At 73.3% G+C, this 15283-nt stretch carries 12 protein-coding genes; 7 read left to right on the forward strand and 5 right to left on the reverse strand.

Translation table 11 applies throughout. The features are described from left to right. Nucleotides 1–76 precede the first annotated feature (76 nt). Complete coding sequence (locus AC3EVP_RS19895; protein ID WP_435131487.1) at nucleotides 77–1132, forward strand: cytochrome P450; 1056 nt, start codon at nucleotides 77–79, stop codon at nucleotides 1130–1132. A 116-nt stretch (nucleotides 1133–1248) separates the two neighbouring features. Here the strand turns inward: AC3EVP_RS19895 and AC3EVP_RS19900 are convergent, their stop codons facing one another. Then, nucleotides 1249–2916, reverse strand: coding sequence for a beta-1,3-glucanase family protein (locus AC3EVP_RS19900; RefSeq protein WP_435131489.1), 1668 nt, complete (start codon nucleotides 2914–2916; stop codon nucleotides 1249–1251). Between the two features lie 252 nt (nucleotides 2917–3168). After that, nucleotides 3169–5097 (reverse strand): N-acetylmuramoyl-L-alanine amidase, encoded by a 1929-nt coding sequence (locus AC3EVP_RS19905; protein ID WP_435131490.1) that lies wholly within the window; start codon nucleotides 5095–5097, stop codon nucleotides 3169–3171. 245 nt (nucleotides 5098–5342) lie between these two features. Here AC3EVP_RS19905 and AC3EVP_RS19910 point away from each other — a divergent pair, with 245 nt between their 5' ends. Genes AC3EVP_RS19910 through AC3EVP_RS19920 form a run of 3 tightly spaced genes read left to right on the forward strand, consistent with a single transcriptional unit; the run spans nucleotide 5343 to nucleotide 8754 of the window. Then, nucleotides 5343–5810, forward strand: coding sequence for a MarR family winged helix-turn-helix transcriptional regulator (locus tag AC3EVP_RS19910; RefSeq protein ID WP_335981044.1), 468 nt, complete (start codon nucleotides 5343–5345; stop codon nucleotides 5808–5810). Beyond that, a complete protein-coding gene (locus tag AC3EVP_RS19915; protein ID WP_435131492.1) occupies nucleotides 5807–8224 on the forward strand; it encodes an FUSC family protein in 2418 nt (805 codons plus the stop codon). The genes AC3EVP_RS19910 and AC3EVP_RS19915 overlap by 4 nt, the downstream gene beginning before the upstream one ends. Before the next feature lie 56 nt (nucleotides 8225–8280). Beyond that, entirely contained in the window at nucleotides 8281–8754 is a 474-nt protein-coding gene (locus AC3EVP_RS19920) for an NUDIX hydrolase (RefSeq protein ID WP_435131493.1), read from the forward strand. Between the two features lie 33 nt (nucleotides 8755–8787). Here the strand turns inward: AC3EVP_RS19920 and AC3EVP_RS19925 are convergent, their stop codons facing one another. Beyond that, nucleotides 8788–10209: an FG-GAP repeat domain-containing protein gene (locus AC3EVP_RS19925; protein WP_435131495.1), complete on the reverse strand. Its 1422-nt coding sequence runs from the start codon at nucleotides 10207–10209 to the stop codon at nucleotides 8788–8790. Between the two features lie 242 nt (nucleotides 10210–10451). Between AC3EVP_RS19925 and AC3EVP_RS19930 the strand changes: the two genes are divergently transcribed. Then, entirely contained in the window at nucleotides 10452–10586 is a 135-nt protein-coding gene (locus AC3EVP_RS19930; protein ID WP_335981048.1) for a hypothetical protein, read from the forward strand. 41 nt (nucleotides 10587–10627) lie between these two features. On the opposite strand, the gene AC3EVP_RS19935 is transcribed toward AC3EVP_RS19930, so the two are convergent. Further along, the gene (locus AC3EVP_RS19935) at nucleotides 10628–11242 is read right to left on the reverse strand and encodes a TetR/AcrR family transcriptional regulator (protein WP_335981049.1); all 615 of its coding nucleotides are present in this window, start codon (nucleotides 11240–11242) and stop codon (nucleotides 10628–10630) included. Nucleotides 11243–11354: 112 nt separating this feature from the next. Here AC3EVP_RS19935 and AC3EVP_RS19940 point away from each other — a divergent pair, with 112 nt between their 5' ends. Both AC3EVP_RS19940 and AC3EVP_RS19945 read left to right on the forward strand, forming a co-directional pair. Beyond that, on the forward strand, nucleotides 11355–12275 hold the full coding sequence (locus AC3EVP_RS19940; protein WP_435131550.1) for an NADP-dependent oxidoreductase: 921 nt from the start codon (nucleotides 11355–11357) through the stop codon (nucleotides 12273–12275). Nucleotides 12276–12407: 132 nt separating this feature from the next. Continuing rightward, nucleotides 12408–14081, forward strand: a complete 1674-nt coding sequence (locus AC3EVP_RS19945; protein WP_435131497.1) for an esterase-like activity of phytase family protein — start codon at nucleotides 12408–12410, stop codon at nucleotides 14079–14081. A gap of 122 nt (nucleotides 14082–14203) precedes the next feature. Here AC3EVP_RS19945 and AC3EVP_RS19950 read toward each other — a convergent pair whose 3' ends face one another. Then, nucleotides 14204–15274 (reverse strand): glycoside hydrolase family 43 protein, encoded by a 1071-nt coding sequence (locus AC3EVP_RS19950; RefSeq protein ID WP_335981051.1) that lies wholly within the window; start codon nucleotides 15272–15274, stop codon nucleotides 14204–14206. Between the last annotated feature and the right edge of the window lie 9 nt (nucleotides 15275–15283).

The raw sequence follows: 15283 nt of genomic DNA on the forward strand, positions 1-15283 counted from the left end.
CCGTCCGAGCAGGCCCGTGCCGGCCGGCGACCGGAGAGCCCCGCCGCCCGCCAACCCGCCTCCAGGGAGTCCGCGCATGCCCGAACTACGTGCCGGCGGCCGCACCCGGCCGGTGGAGTTCGCCCCGAGAATCCAGGCACTGCTCGACCGCCACCTCGGCAGCCCGCTGTTCCGCCTGGAGCCCGACACCGTCGGCCTGGCGGGCCCCGACCTGATGAACGGCGTCCTCGCCGCCCGGCCCGCGAACGCCGCCGAGCGCCCGACGTTCAAACCCGTCCGCGGCCGCCTCGTCGACCGTACCGACGCCGCCGCCTTCATGCAGGCCGTCGGCGGCGACGTACGGGCCGCGCTGCAACGGACCTGCGGGCCCGTGCCGGACCTCAGCGGCACCTGGCCGCACGTCGCCCACACCTACCTGCGGGACCTCGTCTTCGGCGACGAGAGCCTGCGCTTCCGCGTGCTGGTCGACCGGCGCCTCGAACTCACCCCGAAGATCACCTGGTCCGCCGTCGCCTCGGGCGCCGCGTTCCTGCGCCCGCCGCGCCGGGACGTACCCCTGTCGCGGCTGGCCGCGCTGGTGCTCGGCTCGACGTCGTACGCCGACCGGCGCCACGCGATGTACCTGTACCGGCGGGTGGCGGCGCCGGTGTGCTTCACCGTCTCCGCCCTGGTCACCAACGCGCTGTGGCTCGGGGCGCCGTTCGCCGACGACGTGCCGGACCGCAACGTCATCCTGGAGGCGCTGCGGCTGCTGCCGCCGTCGTGGAACATCCTCCGCGTCGCCTCACCGGAGTTCGCCGCGGTCGACCCCCGCATCCGCGCCGACGACGACGTCCTGCTGCTGCCGCTGCTCAGCCACCGGGACCCCGGACTGTGGGAGGACCCGGCCGAGTTCGCACCCGAACGCTGGGACGGACTCGACAGCGAGACCCACCCGGGATACCTGCCCTTCGGCCCGGCCTCGGAACGCTGCTGGGGCCGGCACATGGTGCTGCCGCTCGCCGAGCGGCTGCTCACGATCGTCCGGGAGAGCGGTCTGCGCGTCAGCCCCCACCAGACGCGCGCCAAGGTCGAGTTGGACGGTCTGCTGGAGATCGCCGAGCTGCGCATGGTGCGCGGCAGCGGCAACTGAGCGCTGCGCGATACGTGTTGCGAAGCCACGTTGCATAGCCACGTTGCGAAGCCGCCTACGGCCGCCGCCGGTTGCCCCGGCGGCGGCCGCACATCATCGTCCGGCGGTGACAGCGCTCAGCTGGTGAACGTGAACCAGTTGATGTTGACGAAGTCCGAACTGCTGCCCGAGAACACCAGGTAGACGTCGTGCACGCCGGTCGCCGAGGCGACCACGTTGGCGGGCACGGACTGCCAGTTCTGCCAGCCCCCGTTGTTGGCGAAGTCGATCTCGGCGACCTTGGTGCCGCCGGTGCTGTCCAGCCGTACCTGGATCGCGCCGCTGACGCCCGCGTCCGCGCCGGACGCCAGCCGGGCCACGAACTGCTTCGGCGAGGAGGAGCCGAAGTTCACCGAGGAGAACTTCAGCCAGTCGCCGTTGGCGATGTACCCGACGTCCTGCCCGCCGCCGGAGTCGGTGGTGGACTCGGTCTGGGTGCCGCTCTGCGCGGAGTACGACTCCGCCTGGATGGTGCTGTAGGCGCTGGTGCCGGTGCCCGTACCACCGCCGCCGCCCGTACCCGAGCCGGCGCCCGCGCCGAGCGAGACCGTCCACGACGTGGGGGCACCGTCCTGGATGTGGCCGTCGACCGGCGCCTGGCCGGTGGGGCCGACGTCGTCGTACGGGAAGGCGTAGCCGATGTTCGCGTACTGGTGCACCAGGCGCGCGTAGTGGTTGGTGACCGAGTCCTGGTAGTACTGCGACGCGCTCACGCCGTCGGGCTGGTTGTTGCCGCCGGAGACCAGCAGGCTGCTGCGGTTGATCGCGGCGGCGAGCCGGGCGGCCACCGCGCCGCGCGCGTCCGCGCCGGAGTTGTAGAGCGGGCCCGAGGCGCAGCCGAAGATGTCCACGGCGCTGGGCTTGGTGAAGGCGACACCGTTGTCATTCAGTCCGGAGAACACGATGGCGCCGCCGGAGACGGTGCCGCTGTACGAGCCGATGCTGCCCTGGCCGTTGACGGTGAGCGGGGTGCTCGCGTAGTGGGTCCACACGCGGTTGAGGTAGTCGTCCCAGTAGCCGCCGAAGTCGACGGGCGCGTGCGAGGGCGACAGCACCCGCAGCACTCCGCCGGAGGAGTCGGTGACCACCAGGTGGTCCCACGGGGCGCCGTCGGCGGCGTGCTGGGACTGGAGGCCGGAGGCGATGGACGCCAGCGCGCCGGTGGGCAGCGGGCTGACCGACTGGTTGCCGCTCGCGCCGGTGCTGGCCATGGAGATCGGCAGCGCGACCATGTCGACGTAGGAGATGTTGGCGTAGAGGTTGGCGCTGTTGAAGGTGAACTCGCAGAACGTCCAGTTGGTGTTCCAGTTCGGGTCCGAGCTGACCAGCGCGGGCTGGACGAGCCCGGGGGGAGTGCCGGGGTTGACGAAGAACTGGAGTTTCTGGCCGATCGAGAACCAGACCCGGCCGCCGATGACGTAGTCGGTGAGGTTGACCGTGACCGAGGAGCCGGAGGCGCCGAGCGCGATGGAGTAGTCGGCGATCGGGGTGACCGTCGAGGACGGGTTCGGCAGGCGGTGCGCGGTGCCGTCCGAGGAGACGAAGACCGGCCAACCGCTGCTGTCCGAACCGGAGACGTAGGCGTAGACGGTGCCCTGGCCGGAGTTGTTCGCCAACTTCAGCGGCAGCGAGACGCCGGCGGCGGACGCCTGCGGAAGCAGTGACGACAGCGGTGTCAGCGGCGTGAGGGCGGCCGCGGCGCCGGTGACACCGGCGGCGGCGAGAAACGAACGTCGGGAAACCACAGATGCTCCCTGGGGGGGGTGACGTTCCGTCAGTAGCGCGACGGGTGGGGGCGATGCGCTGTGCGAGCGTGCTGGGTGGACGAGACGGTATTGGACTGGACCAATGCCGTCAAGGAAAGTCCCCGCAAAACCTGTCCCCGGCCCTCACCCCGCCCCCACACAACCCCCCGAATCCCCCGGCCCGGGCCCGGGCGTGGCAGGGCCCCCGGGCGCTGGGTGCGCGCGGGGGCCCTGGAGGTGGTGCGGGGTGGGTCAGCTCTGGGTGACCGTCGAGGAGTCGACCAGGGCGAGCCGGTGGTTGTACTGGATGGTGTAGACGGTCCCGGCGCCCTGGATGTAGGTCTCCGTGGGGCGGGTGGTGCCGTTGGCCGGGTAGAAGTCGTCCCGGTTGGCCGGCGCGGCCGTGGCGACGTACGCCTGCCCGGCCGGGAAGGCGTACTTCGTGAAGGCGGGCGCGGAGTCCGCCGACAGGCCCGCGGGGTACTCGGACGCGTCCGGGTACGCCTCGCCGTAGAGCGGGGCGGCGGTGTCGCCGGACGTGGTGAGGATCTTCACGTGGCGGGCGCGGACGGTGTTGGCGCCGTCGGGGTTGTCGAACCACACCTTCTGGCCGCCGTACCAGATCGCGGTCCAGTCACCCTGCTGGTCGGCGACGACGAACTGCTGGCCGGCCGAGACCGTGGTGCTCCAGTCGTTGATCTCGTCGGTGCCGGCCGCGCCGTCGGCGTGCACGTAGGGGTCGCTCACCAGGGGCGCGGTCGCGCTGGGCGCGGTGCGCACGTACAGGGAGTTGGCGGGCGCGGTCTGGTCGGTGCACGCGGTGGTCGCGCCGGTCGGGTCGTCGGCCGGGCAGACCTTGGCCGTCTGCTGGTTGGACGCGAAGTCCGGGGCGATGGTCACCGCGGTGCCGACCGGGCCCACGCCGTGCGTGCCCTCGTCGGTCGGCGCGCCGAGCAGGTCCATGAACTGGTTCCAGTCCCAGTACGGTCCCGGGTCCCAGTGCATGCCGGAGACGAGGGAGTCGATCGGGCCGGGCACGTTGTCGTGGCCGATGATGTGCTCGCGGTCGAGCTTGATGTGGTACTTCGCCGCGAGGTACGTGACCAGTTCGGCGGTGTTCTCGTACTGGACCTGGGTGTACCAGGTGGCGCCGTGGGCGGCGTAGCCCTCGTGCTCGATGCCGATCGAGTGCATGTTGAGCCAGTAGTTGCCCGCGTGGAAGGCGATGTCCTTGTCCGCCACGGACTGGGTGACCGCGCCGTCGGAGGCGCGCATCACGTAGTTGGCCGCGCTGCCGCTCGCCGGGTTCTGGAAGCCGTCGATCGCGGTCTGGTAGGACGTCTCGGTGTCGTGGATGACGATGTAGTCGATCTTCATCCCGTCGGCCGGGCGGTTGGCGACCTGGTAGTTGGCCGTGGCCGCGGGCGCCGACTGGCAGTCCAGCTGCGCCGGGCAGTCGCTGTCCGAGGTCGACGTGTGCTTCAGGTGCAGGGCCGACAGGCCGCCGGTGTCGCCGCGCAGCGACGGCTGGGACGCCAGCTCGACCTGCTGGCCCTGGGTGGTGGTGCGGTGGGCGCCGGACTTCATGGTGGTGAAGACCCGGTCCGCGAAGGCGGAGGCGGCCGCCTGGTCGGTGGAGCCGCTGTAACGGGCCACCGCGGCATACCACTTCGCCGGGTCGGTCGGGGTGTCGCCCTGGAGCTTCTTCTCGTACGAGGCGAGCAGCGCGGCCGCGGCGCGGATGTTGGTGCGCCGGTCGGTCCGTACGTCCGCCGCGGGCGCGTCGATCAGCTTGGCGGCCGCGGTCAGCGTGTGCAGCGACGGGTCGGCCGCCATCGCCGACAGGTCCGAGCGGCCGGCCGCGCCGGAGCCGCCGTCGGCGAGCATCGACGCGGTGACGTCGGTCAGGCTCATCGGCCCGTAGCCGCCGCTGGTGTTGTGCCCCTGGTGGACGTCCCACTGGGACTCCTGGTAGGCGACCGCCATCAGCACCGACTCCGGCACCTTGGACTCGTGGGCGGCGTAGGCGAAGTCCTGCTGCTCACCCGAGGCGCCCGCCCCCTTGCCGCCGCTGTTCTGGCTGGCCAGCGCCACCGGCGTGGACACGCCCGCCGCGACGACCAGCGTCGCGCCCACGACGTACGCCGTGAGCTTCTTCCTCGATCTCCGCCTCTGTCCCACCGTCTGTCACCCTCCGCCGCTTGCGATGTGCCAACGGTCATCACGCTTGTGACCGAACGTCAGTCCCCCACTTGATCATAGGGGCCGGGACTCCGGTCACCCGGAGTGGGTACGGGGGCCGGTGGGACGAGTGGTGCGCCGTACGTGTGGCGGACGGCACGTCCGGCCCTCTTGCGCAGCGCGTGGCGGACGCCGCGGGTCCGGGCACGGGCAGCGGTTGTATTCGTAGGATATATAATTTCCATATGAACCCATCCGACGCTTCCGTCACCCCCGGCGACGAGCAGATGCTCCAGGCCCTGCACGGGCTGCTGGCGAGCGTCGGGCGGCTGTCCCGCACCCTCTTCGAGATCGGCGACTTCGGTCTGGCCCGCAGCTCGGTGGGGGTGCTCGCCGCACTGGAGGACGAGCCGCTGCGCGTCACCGACCTGCCGCCGCTGGTGGGGCTGACCCAGCCGCGGGTGACCACGGTGCTGAGCGAGCTGCACGAGCGCGGGCTCGTCGAGAAGCAGCGCAGCACCGACGACCGGCGGGTGGTCCGGGTCCAGCTGACCACGGCCGGGCAGGACCTGCTGCGGCACAGCCGGGAGAAGACCGCGGTGGTGCTGCTCGACGCGCTCCGCTCGCACGTGGACGACCCCGGGCAGGCCGTGGCCGCCGCCCGGCAGGCCGTCGTCACCGTTCTCGACGCACTGGAATCGGAGGTCAGTTGAGCACCGCCCCCCTACCGCGGTCCGTTCACGAACCCCAACAGCCCGAGCAGCCCGAGCAGAAGGTCCCGCCGGCGGCGCAGGACCCGATACCCGCCCCGGGCACGGCACCGCCACCGGACGGACCCGAACCGCGCCCGCGCCGCCACCGCGCGCTGATGCCGCGCCGCGTCGGCGGCCCGCGCCGCTGGTGGGACTGGGTGCTCGCCGCCGACCCCGGCCTGGCCGACCTGCAAAGCGCCTGGCGCACCCTGATCTCCCTGGTCGCCGGGCTCGCGGTGGGCTACGGAATGGCCCACGCGCTGAACCTGCCGGCGATGCTGGGCATGATGATCGGCGCCATGATCGGCCAGCTCAGCGCCAACCTCGTCGCCGAGAACACCCTCACCAAGCTCGCCGCCGGCATCCTGCCGATGCCCCTGCCGATGCTCGCGGGCCTGACCGCCAGCACCTGGACCCAGCCGCACCGGACCCTCGCGGTGTGGATCGTCTCGGCCGCCCTCGTCGTGGTCTTCGCCTGCCTGAAGTTCGGCCCGGTCGCGCTGCGCTACGGCCTGCTGCTCTTCGTCAGCCTGCTGATGGGCGCGCTCATGCCGCTCACCCGCGCCCAGTGCGGCCGGCTGCTGGTGGTCGCCCTGGTCGTCGCGGTGGCCTGCCTGGCCGGCCGGATCGTGCTGTGCTACCCGACGCCGTACGAGGACCTGCTGCGCACCCAGCGCGCGTTCGTCGTGGAGGCGCGGCGGGTGGCCGGCTCGGCCGCCGAGGTCGTCGCGGCCGTCGGCGCCTCCTCCGACCAGGCGGCGGCGCTGCGGCGGATGGACCGCGCGCTGCGGCGGCTGAACACCCGCACCCTGACGATCGACGCCCAGCTCGCGCAGCCCGAGGTCGCGGCCGACCCGCACACCGCCGAACTCCTCCACCAGCACCTGTTCGACTGCGAGTTGGCGCTCCAGGGCATTGGCGGAGCCGCCCGCCGGATCGCGGGCACCACGATGGCGCCGGCGCTGCGCGAGGCCGTCGGCGCGGGCCTGGCCACCGCCCGGGACATCCCGCTGAACCGCACCGGCGCCCTGCGCCCGGCCGCCGACCGCATCCGCACCGAGGCCGACGCGGCCTTCCCGTCCGCCGACGGCTCCCCGTCGTACGAGCAGCTGCTCGCCCGGCGGATCGCCACGCTGCTGGACGAGCTGGCCGACTCGCTGACCGCCTGGCTCAGCCTGGGCCGCGCCTCCTCGCACGACCGCACCAAGGCGTCCTTCCGGCCGACGGTGATCCTCGAGGCCGGCGCCCTGCCCGGCAGCGGGCCCAGCGCCCGCCGCGTGCTGGCCGGCTACAACGGGCCCGGCTGGCGGCGCGCGGTCCCGTTCGTCCGCGCGCCCCTCCAGGCCGCGGCCGCGGTGGCGATCACCGTGCCGCTGGCCGACGCCGTCAACCCGGCGCGCTTCTACTGGGGCCTGGTCGGCATCATGATCACCCTGCTCGGCAACAACACCCTCTCCGAGCGGCTGCGCAAGCTGGTACACCGCATCGCGGGCACCGTGGTGGGCGCCGTCATCGGTGTCGCCCTGGTCCACCTGATCGGCCCGGGCCACATCTACTGGACCCTCACCGTCATCGTGGTCGCCATCACGCTCGGCACCTGGGGCATGAAGCGCCAGTACGGCTACTGGGCGGTCGGCCTGGTCACCGCGCTGGTGCAGATGTACGCGCTGAGCACGCCCACCGGGCAGCTGGACCACCTGCTGACCGAGCGCGTCGAGGACAACGGCCTGGGCATCCTGGTCGCCACCCTGTGCGCGTCCGCGATCTTCCCCGCCCCGACCCGCCGGGTGGCGCGCGAGTCCGCCCGCGTCTACCTGACGGCCGTGACGGACCTGGTCCACCAGGTCGGCGAGCGCTGGGCGGACCCGGAGACCCCGATCCGGCTGCGCGGCGCCGCGCTGGGCGTCAGCAACGCCATGCACCAGCTGCAAGCCGTGCACCGCCCGGTGCTGCGGCTGCCGGTCGGGCGGCGCGGCCGGGCCGCGGACAACCTGCTGGGCCTGGCCTCGACCGCCACCGGCCACGCCAAGGCGCTGGCCACCGCCGCGGACATCGACATCGACCTCTCGCCGCCGCTGCGGACGCGGGTGCGCGCCGTGGTGGACACCATGGCCGGTTCGCTGGCGGCGCTCGACCGGACCGTGGCCGGCAACGGCGACGGCGCGGTGTGGGTGCGCGTCGACCCGCTGCTGCGCGAGCTGCGCTCCGAACTGCACCTGGCCACCGGGCCGCGCGCGGACGCCCTGCTGCGCTCGCTGCGCGAACTGGCGGCGCTGGACGAGACGATGGCCGGCCTCGCGGCGACGTACGGCATGGAGGTCACGGAGGCGCCGCGGGCCGACTGGGACACGGCCCGCCCGCAGGCCGCCGGATGAGCCGGCCGCGCGTGTCCGTACCCGCCCCGGCCGGGCGGCCCGGCCAGACTTGACCCATGGCCGAGATCCGGCGCAGCGCGGGCCTGCTGCTCTTCCGCCGTACCGGCACCGGGACCGAGGTGCTGCTCGGCCACATGGGCGGGCCGTTCTGGGCCCGCCGGAACGCGGGCGCGTGGACGGTGCCGAAGGGCGAGTACGGCGAAGGCGAGGCGCCGTGGGACGCGGCGCGGCGGGAGTTCCGCGAGGAGTTGGGGCTGCCCGCGCCGCCGGGCCCGCCGCTGCCGCTGGGCGAGGTGGTGCAGTCCGGCGGGAAGCACGTGACGGTGTGGGCGGTGGAGGGCGACCTCGATCCGGCACTGGTGGTGCCGGGCACGTTCACCATGGAGTGGCCGCGCGGCTCGGGCCGCACCGCGCGGTTCCCGGAGCTGGACCGGGTGGCGTGGTTCGGCCTGGCGGCGGCGCGCGAGGTGGTCGTCACCGCGCAGGCGCGGTTCCTGGACCGGCTCGCGGACCGGCTGGCGGAGGCGTGACCGCCGGGCTCGCGGCGGAGTACCGGCGGCGCGTCACTTGCCGAAGGCCGAGCCGAAGCCGTTGCCGCCGGGCGGGATCGCGGTGCCGAGGGCGTCGGCCCTGACCGTGACCGGGTAGGCCAGGTCGAGTCCGGCGGCGGTGCCGCGCAGCACTGTGACGCCCGGGTACTGCACGCCCGCGCCGCCGATGGCCAGGTCCGCCCGCCCGTCGCCGTCGGTGTCGAGCATCGCGGTGGCCGAGATGTCGTGGCCGGTGACGCGTTGGGCCGCGGCCGTGGTCAGGCCGTCCGGTCCGCCGCGCAGCACCAGCAGTTCGGCGGCCGTGCCGCCCTGTTCCTCGGCGAGGAACGCGAGGTCGGCGCGCCCGTCGCCGTCGACGTCCCCGGCCGCGGGGAAGGCGCCGAAGGCCGTGGCAGCGGGGGTTCCGGGCAGCCCCGGGGTGGCGGCGGTCAGGGTGAGGGGCGGGTGGGAGCTGCCGTGCCGGCCGCCGTACCAGACGGTGAGCCGGGTGCCGCCCTCCGGCGGGCCGGGCTCCTCCTGTTCGGGGCCGAGTTCGTCGGGCAGGCCGACGGCGATGTCGGCGCAGCCGTCGCCGTCGAAGTCGCCGACCGTGTAGGGCGCGTCGTAGCTGCTGCCGTACACGTCCCGGCCCTGGGCGTCCTTGAGGCGCGGGCCCGGCCGGAAGCCGGTGGGCGTGCCGTACCAGACGACGGTGGCGCGCGGGGTGTCGGCGATGTCGGTGTACTGGACGTCCCAGGAGGTGATCAGGTCGTCGCGGCCGTCGCCGTTGACGTCGCCGACGGCCACCACGTCCTCGTCCAGGAAGTCGGAGTCCGGGTCGCCTGTGTCGACCGGCAGCTGGACGGTCGCGGTACGGGCGGGCGCGCCGCTGCGGCTGAACGGCCCGTAGGAGATCGTCTCGCTGTCCGGGCGGCTGCCCACGGAGGCGATGTCGGGGTGGCCGTCGCCGTCGAAGTCGCCGGTGAACGGGCGCACGCCGTGCAGCCGCCCGGGGTGCGCGTTCTTCCCGGCGTCCTTCGCGCCGCCGCTGTGCACGGTGCCGCCCCACACCACGAACAGGGTGCTGTAGCCGGCCTGGACGACGAGGTCGGCGCGCCCGTCGCCGTCGAGGTCGGCCGAGGCGACGTGGGCCCCGAAGTAGGCGCCCTGGCCCGCGGGTCCGGCGCCGATGCCGTTCTGCGTCAGTACCCCCGCCCGCTTGGTGTCGGGCCCCTGGGGACCGCCGGGCAGCACCACGGCGTACCCGCCGTCGCGCAGCCCGTCGACGGTGGCTGCCGCGTTGGTCACGACGAGGGCGGCCCGGCCGTCGCCGTCCAGGTCGTACGGCCCGGCGTGGTGTGCCGCGCGGCCGCCCCCGCCGCCCGAGCAGCCCGTCGAGGCGGCGAGCGCCGTGCAGACCGTGGCCGCGGCAACGGCGGCGAATCGCTTGCGCATGTGGGTTTCGACCGCGCAGGGCGCCGGAAGGTTGTCCGGAACGCGCCGTTCCGGACCGCGGGGCCGGGAGCCGCGGGGCCGGGAGCCGCGGGCCCGCGGCCTACGGACGGGGGCGGTGGGACCCGGGCGTCTGCCGCGGGCCGCGATCTGCGGGCGGGCCGGGACCGTGGGAGCGTGGAGAGGCGGGCCCGTACGGCCCGGGGTCTGCCCCCGGGCAGGCGAAGGCCCGAAGGAGGTGCCTCATGCGCGCTCTGGAGACGATCGGCGTCTCGCTGCTGATCATGGCGATCTGCGTCGCCCTGCTGCTGTTCATGATGGGCGGCCCCTACTACCGCGACGACCCGCGCAACCGCCGCTGGCGCCTGCACCGCCGCTGAAGCCCCTGCACCGCCGCTGAAGCCCCCGTACCGCCGGCGGCTCAGGCGCGCGGGGTGAGGCCGTGGTCGAGCGCGTCGAAGAGCCGGGCGAGGTGCGCGCGGTGGTCGGGGATCACCTCGGCGGGCGGCTCGCCGGCGGTCAGACGGCGGGCGGCGCGGGTGAGGACGGCGCCGTAGCCGGCGACGAAGAAGGCCGCGAGCAGGGCCGCGTCGCCCGCGAAGGCGGGGTCCCGGTCGAGTTCGTCCTCGAGGTCCCGCTGGAGGCCGGCGGCGATCTCACGGGCGCGGGCGATCAGCGCGGGCGAGCCCGCGACCGTGCGGAAGAACGGGATGGAGCGGTCGTCCAGGCCGGAGAGCGGGTGGCGGGCGGCGGCCAGCCGCCCGACCGTGTCGCGCAGGGAGGTGCGCACGTCCACCCCCGGGGCGCGGTCGCGGACCGCCGCCCGCAGCAGCCGCGCGGCCTCCTCCCCGCGGTCGAGGAAGAGGTCCTCCTTGCGCGGGAAGTGGTTGAAGACGGTCACGCTGGAGACGCCGGCCGCGCGGGCCACCTCGGCGACCGTCACATTGTCGTATCCGCGCTCGAGGAAGAGCCCGGCCGCGGCCTCCGCGATCCTCGCGCGGGTCTGCGGCCCGCCGCGCGCTCCGGTCCTGGGCATGGCCTGGCTCCCGTCTTCCTTGTGCGACTCAATGTAGTCACCTAATGTAGTGGGTGGCCCGCCCACCGGGTCAAGCGGCGCCGTGCGGACGGTGCCGGGATCGGAGCACATGATGAAGGCGGCCCGTTTCAGCCGGTTCGGCGGCCCGGAGGTCCTGGAGCTGGTGGACCTGCCGGAGCCGCACCCGGGGCCCGGCGAGGTCCGGATCGCGGTACGCGCCGCGGGTGTCAACGCGAGCGACTGGAAGAAGCGCGCGGGCGGGATGGACCAGGAGCTGCCGCAGACCCTGGGCTACGAAGCGGCGGGCGTCGTCGACGCGTTGGGCGAGGGTGTGCGCGACACGGCCGTCGGCGACCGGGTGTTCGGCTTCTGCACCGCCGGCGCCGCGCAGGCGCAGTCCGCGGTGCTGTCCGCCTACGCGCCGATCCCGCCGTCGCTGGACTTCGCCGGCGCCGCCGCGCTGCCGGCGGCCGTCGAGACGGCGGTGCGCGCGCTCGACCGGCTCGGCGTCGGCAGCGGCGACACGCTGCTGGTCAACGGCGCCTCCGGCAACGTCGGCAGCGCCGCGGTGCAGTACGCGGCGGCGCGCGGCGCGCGCGTGATCGGCACCGCGAGCCCGGCCGGCCACGACCGCCTGCGCGCGCTGGGCGCGGAACCCGTCGCGTACGGCGCCGGTCTGGTCGAACGGGTCCGCGCGCTGGCGCCCGGCGGCGTCGACCTGGCGCTCGACGTGGCCGGCAGCGGGGTGCTGGCCGAACTCGTCGCCCTCACCGGCGGCCCCGAACACGTGGTCACGGTCGCCGACTTCGCGGGCGCCCGGCAGCACGGCGTGGTGTTCAGCAGCGGCGACGGCGGACGCGCGCTCCACGCGCTCGACGGCATCGGGGAGTTGGTCGAGGCCGGCCGCTTCACGCCGCCGGCGGTGCGGACCTTCCCGCTGGAGCGGATCGCCGACGCGCACCGCGCCGGGGAGAACGGCGTCCGCGGCAAGATCGTCCTGCTGGTCGGCGGACCGGCCGCCGCGAACCCTTAACGGCGGTGCGCGGGCGCGGCGTTCGCGGGCGCGTACGCCCGGCCAGGGCGGCCCGCGGTGGCCGGATCTTTTCGGTCGCAGGGTTCACCAGGTGTCCACGGGCAGTTCACCGCGGGCCGACAGGTTCGGCACATGACTTCGCGACCCTTCTCCCGCAGGCGCGCCCGGGTTGCCGTGGCGCTCGCCGCCACCGCCGCCGTGGTGGGTGCGGGCACCCTCACCGCTCAGGCGCACGGCTGGCTCTCGGCGCCGTCGCACGACTTCGACGCGACCGCGGACACGTTTTCCGGCCATGGCGCGGTGACCGGCAACGTGCTGCGGAACGACTCCGGTGCGACCGCGGTCGTCCGCCACACCGACCCGTCGCACGGCACCGCGACGGTGAACGCGGACGGCTCCTTCACGTACACCCCGAAGGCCGGCTTCACCGGAACGGACACCTTCACGTACACCGCGAGCGACGCGGTGCAGCTGTTCAAGGACACGCAGGCGAACGGCAAGGCGCTCGCGCCGCTGGCGACGGTCGCGGGCCCCGACGGCACCACCACGAAGATCTCCGGTGAGGGCTACGGCTCCTCGCTGGCGCCGGTGCCCGGCAGGTCCGGCTACTTCTACGGCCTGACCGACCGCGGCCCGAACGCGGACGCCCCCGACGGCAACAAGTCGGAGGTGCTGCCCGACTTCACGCCGCAGATCGGCGAGTTCAAGCTCGTGGACGGCAAGGCGGAGCTGGTCAGGAAGGTCACCCTGAAGGGTCCGAAGGCCCTGGGCGGCGTCGCCTACAGCGGCCGCCCGCCGCACGACACCAATGAGGTCATCGACGACGTCGACGCGACGAACGCGGCCGGCGGCACCCCGCAGCCCGTCGCGAACGACCCGTACGGCTACGACTCCGAGGGCCTGGTCGCGATGGCCGACGGCACCTTCTGGGTCTCCGACGAGTACGGCCCCTACCTCACGCACTTCGACGCGAACGGCTACGAACTGGGCCGGCTCACGCCGTACAAGGACAGCCCGGACAACGCGTACCACAAGATCCTCGGCTACCTGCCGGCCGAGTTCGCCGACCGCCTGAAGAACAAGGGCATGGAGGGGCTGACGATCACCCCCGACGGCTCCACCCTGGTCGGCGTGATGCAGGCCGCGCTCCAGCAGCCGGACCTCGGCAGCACCAAGGCGAGCAAGGTCGCGGCGACCCGCATCCTCACGGTCGACCTGCACACGTACCAGACGAAGCAGTATCTCTACCTGCTGGACGACCCGGACGACACCGGCGACGCCAGCAGCGAGATCACCGCGCTGTCCAGCACGAAGTTCCTGGTCGACGAGCGGGACGGCGACTTCGAGCCGTTCGCGCAGAAGAAGCTGTACGAGGTCGACCTCAACGGCGCGACCGACGTCAGCGGCCTGACCATCGACGGCAAGTCGCCCGAGGCGTTCGTCGGCAAGGACGGCACGAACGACGCGCTCACCGCGCTGACCGGCGCGGGCGTGCGGGTCGCGCAGAAGCAGCTCTACCTGAACGTCGGCACCCTGGTCAGCCAACTCGACCCGACCGGCGCCTTCTTCGCGCACGACAAGGTCGAGGGCGTGGCCACCACGGACGGGGGCCGGACGCTCTACCTGTCCAACGACGACGACTTCGGCATCGACACCATCTCCGTCGACGCCGATGGCAAGTGGACCGTGCACCAGAAGACGATCCCGTCCACCGGCGCGACCGACAACGGCGAGATCCTCAAGGTCGACACGGCAAAGCTGCCGGCGGTGCTCAAGACCGTCACGGTGACCGTGCACGTGCGGTGACCGTGCAGGTGCGGTGATCGCGGACGCGCGCGGCCTGGAGACGCAACCCGTCGCCGGGCGGCCCGAGTCGGGGCCGCACCGGCGGCGGGGTCGTACGGCGGCCGGGTCGTACGGCGGTGCGGCTACTCGAAGAACTTCAGGCTGAAGCCGGTGTCGCTGGTCGCCCCGGGGACGTTGGCCCGGGTGTAGGTGGTGTTGCCCCACCAGCAGAAGGAACCGCTGAACCAGTAGCGGTTGGACCAGGAGTAGGCGGTGCCCTTGGGGACCGCGGTGAACATCAGCGGGAACTTCGGGCCGGCCGGCGGGCTGGTGCCGATGTCGCCGTTGAGCAGCACGAAGCTGTGGCTGCCGGGCCCGTCCACGTAGAGCGTCGGGTCCCAGCCGGACATCATGGTGGCCGCGTGGGAGCCGAAGAGGCAGCCGTTGGACTTGTACCAGTCCCAGACGTACGTCGGGTCGCCGCCGGCCCGCAGCCGCAGGTCGGCCATGCAGTACTGGTCGCTCCAGCTGCCGTTGGCGGAGTAGACGATGTGCAGCTGGCCGTTGGGGTCCTTGATGGCCGCGGGCGCCTCGTTGATGTACGGGTTGCCGACCACCCGCTCCCAGCTCTCGCGCGGCTGGGAGATGATGTAGCGCGCGCCGGTGGGCGTGGTCGGGCTGCTCATCTTCACGATGTAGAGGTTCTGCTCGACGTTGGTGTCGCCCGCCCAGCCGGACCAGACGAACCAGCGCTGCCCGTTGAAGGTGAACATGTTGCCGTCGATGGCCCACTTGTCGTCGGGCAGGGCGAGTTCGGTCTCGGTGCCGTAGCCGCTGTCGGCGGTGGCGGAGCTGATCACGTACATCCGGTGGGCCGCCCCGGTGCCGGACGTGAAGTAGATGTAGTAGCGGCCGCTGTCCACCACGATCTCCGGCGCCCAGACCTCGCCGCGGCCCGCGGTGTCGGACCAGACCTTGTGGGAGGTCGCCGCGCCGAGGGCGTCCGGGGAGGACGCCTCGCGCACCGCGATGCCGCCGCCGGAGGACTCCGCGGAGATGTAGGTGCTGCCGACCCGGATGACGCTCGGGTCGGCGTTGTGGATGGTGGTCTGGGCGGCGTGCGCGGGTGCGGGGGACAACAGCGACAGCACCGTGGCCAGCGCACCGCACAGGGCGAACGCCAGCCCGCTGTGGAGACTTCGCAGCAGTTTCATCGTCCCGTT

It is taken from the genome of Actinacidiphila sp. bgisy144 (genome assembly GCF_057708105.1).

Bases quoted from the DNA above. Each gene is read 5' to 3' on its own strand.
- AC3EVP_RS19950 (WP_335981051.1), bottom strand. From the start codon at position 15,274: ATGAAACTGCTGCGAAGTCTCCACAGCGGGCTGGCGTTCGCCCTGTGC.
- AC3EVP_RS19925 (WP_435131495.1), bottom strand. From the start codon at position 10,209: ATGCGCAAGCGATTCGCCGCCGTTGCCGCGGCCACGGTCTGCACGGCG.
- AC3EVP_RS19895 (WP_435131487.1), top strand. From the start codon at position 77: ATGCCCGAACTACGTGCCGGCGGCCGCACCCGGCCGGTGGAGTTCGCC.
- AC3EVP_RS19945 (WP_435131497.1), top strand. From the start codon at position 12,408: ATGACTTCGCGACCCTTCTCCCGCAGGCGCGCCCGGGTTGCCGTGGCG.
- AC3EVP_RS19920 (WP_435131493.1), top strand. From the start codon at position 8,281: ATGGCCGAGATCCGGCGCAGCGCGGGCCTGCTGCTCTTCCGCCGTACC.
- AC3EVP_RS19935 (WP_335981049.1), bottom strand. From the start codon at position 11,242: ATGCCCAGGACCGGAGCGCGCGGCGGGCCGCAGACCCGCGCGAGGATC.
- AC3EVP_RS19910 (WP_335981044.1), top strand. From the start codon at position 5,343: ATGAACCCATCCGACGCTTCCGTCACCCCCGGCGACGAGCAGATGCTC.
- AC3EVP_RS19930 (WP_335981048.1), top strand. From the start codon at position 10,452: ATGCGCGCTCTGGAGACGATCGGCGTCTCGCTGCTGATCATGGCGATC.
- AC3EVP_RS19940 (WP_435131550.1), top strand. From the start codon at position 11,355: ATGAAGGCGGCCCGTTTCAGCCGGTTCGGCGGCCCGGAGGTCCTGGAG.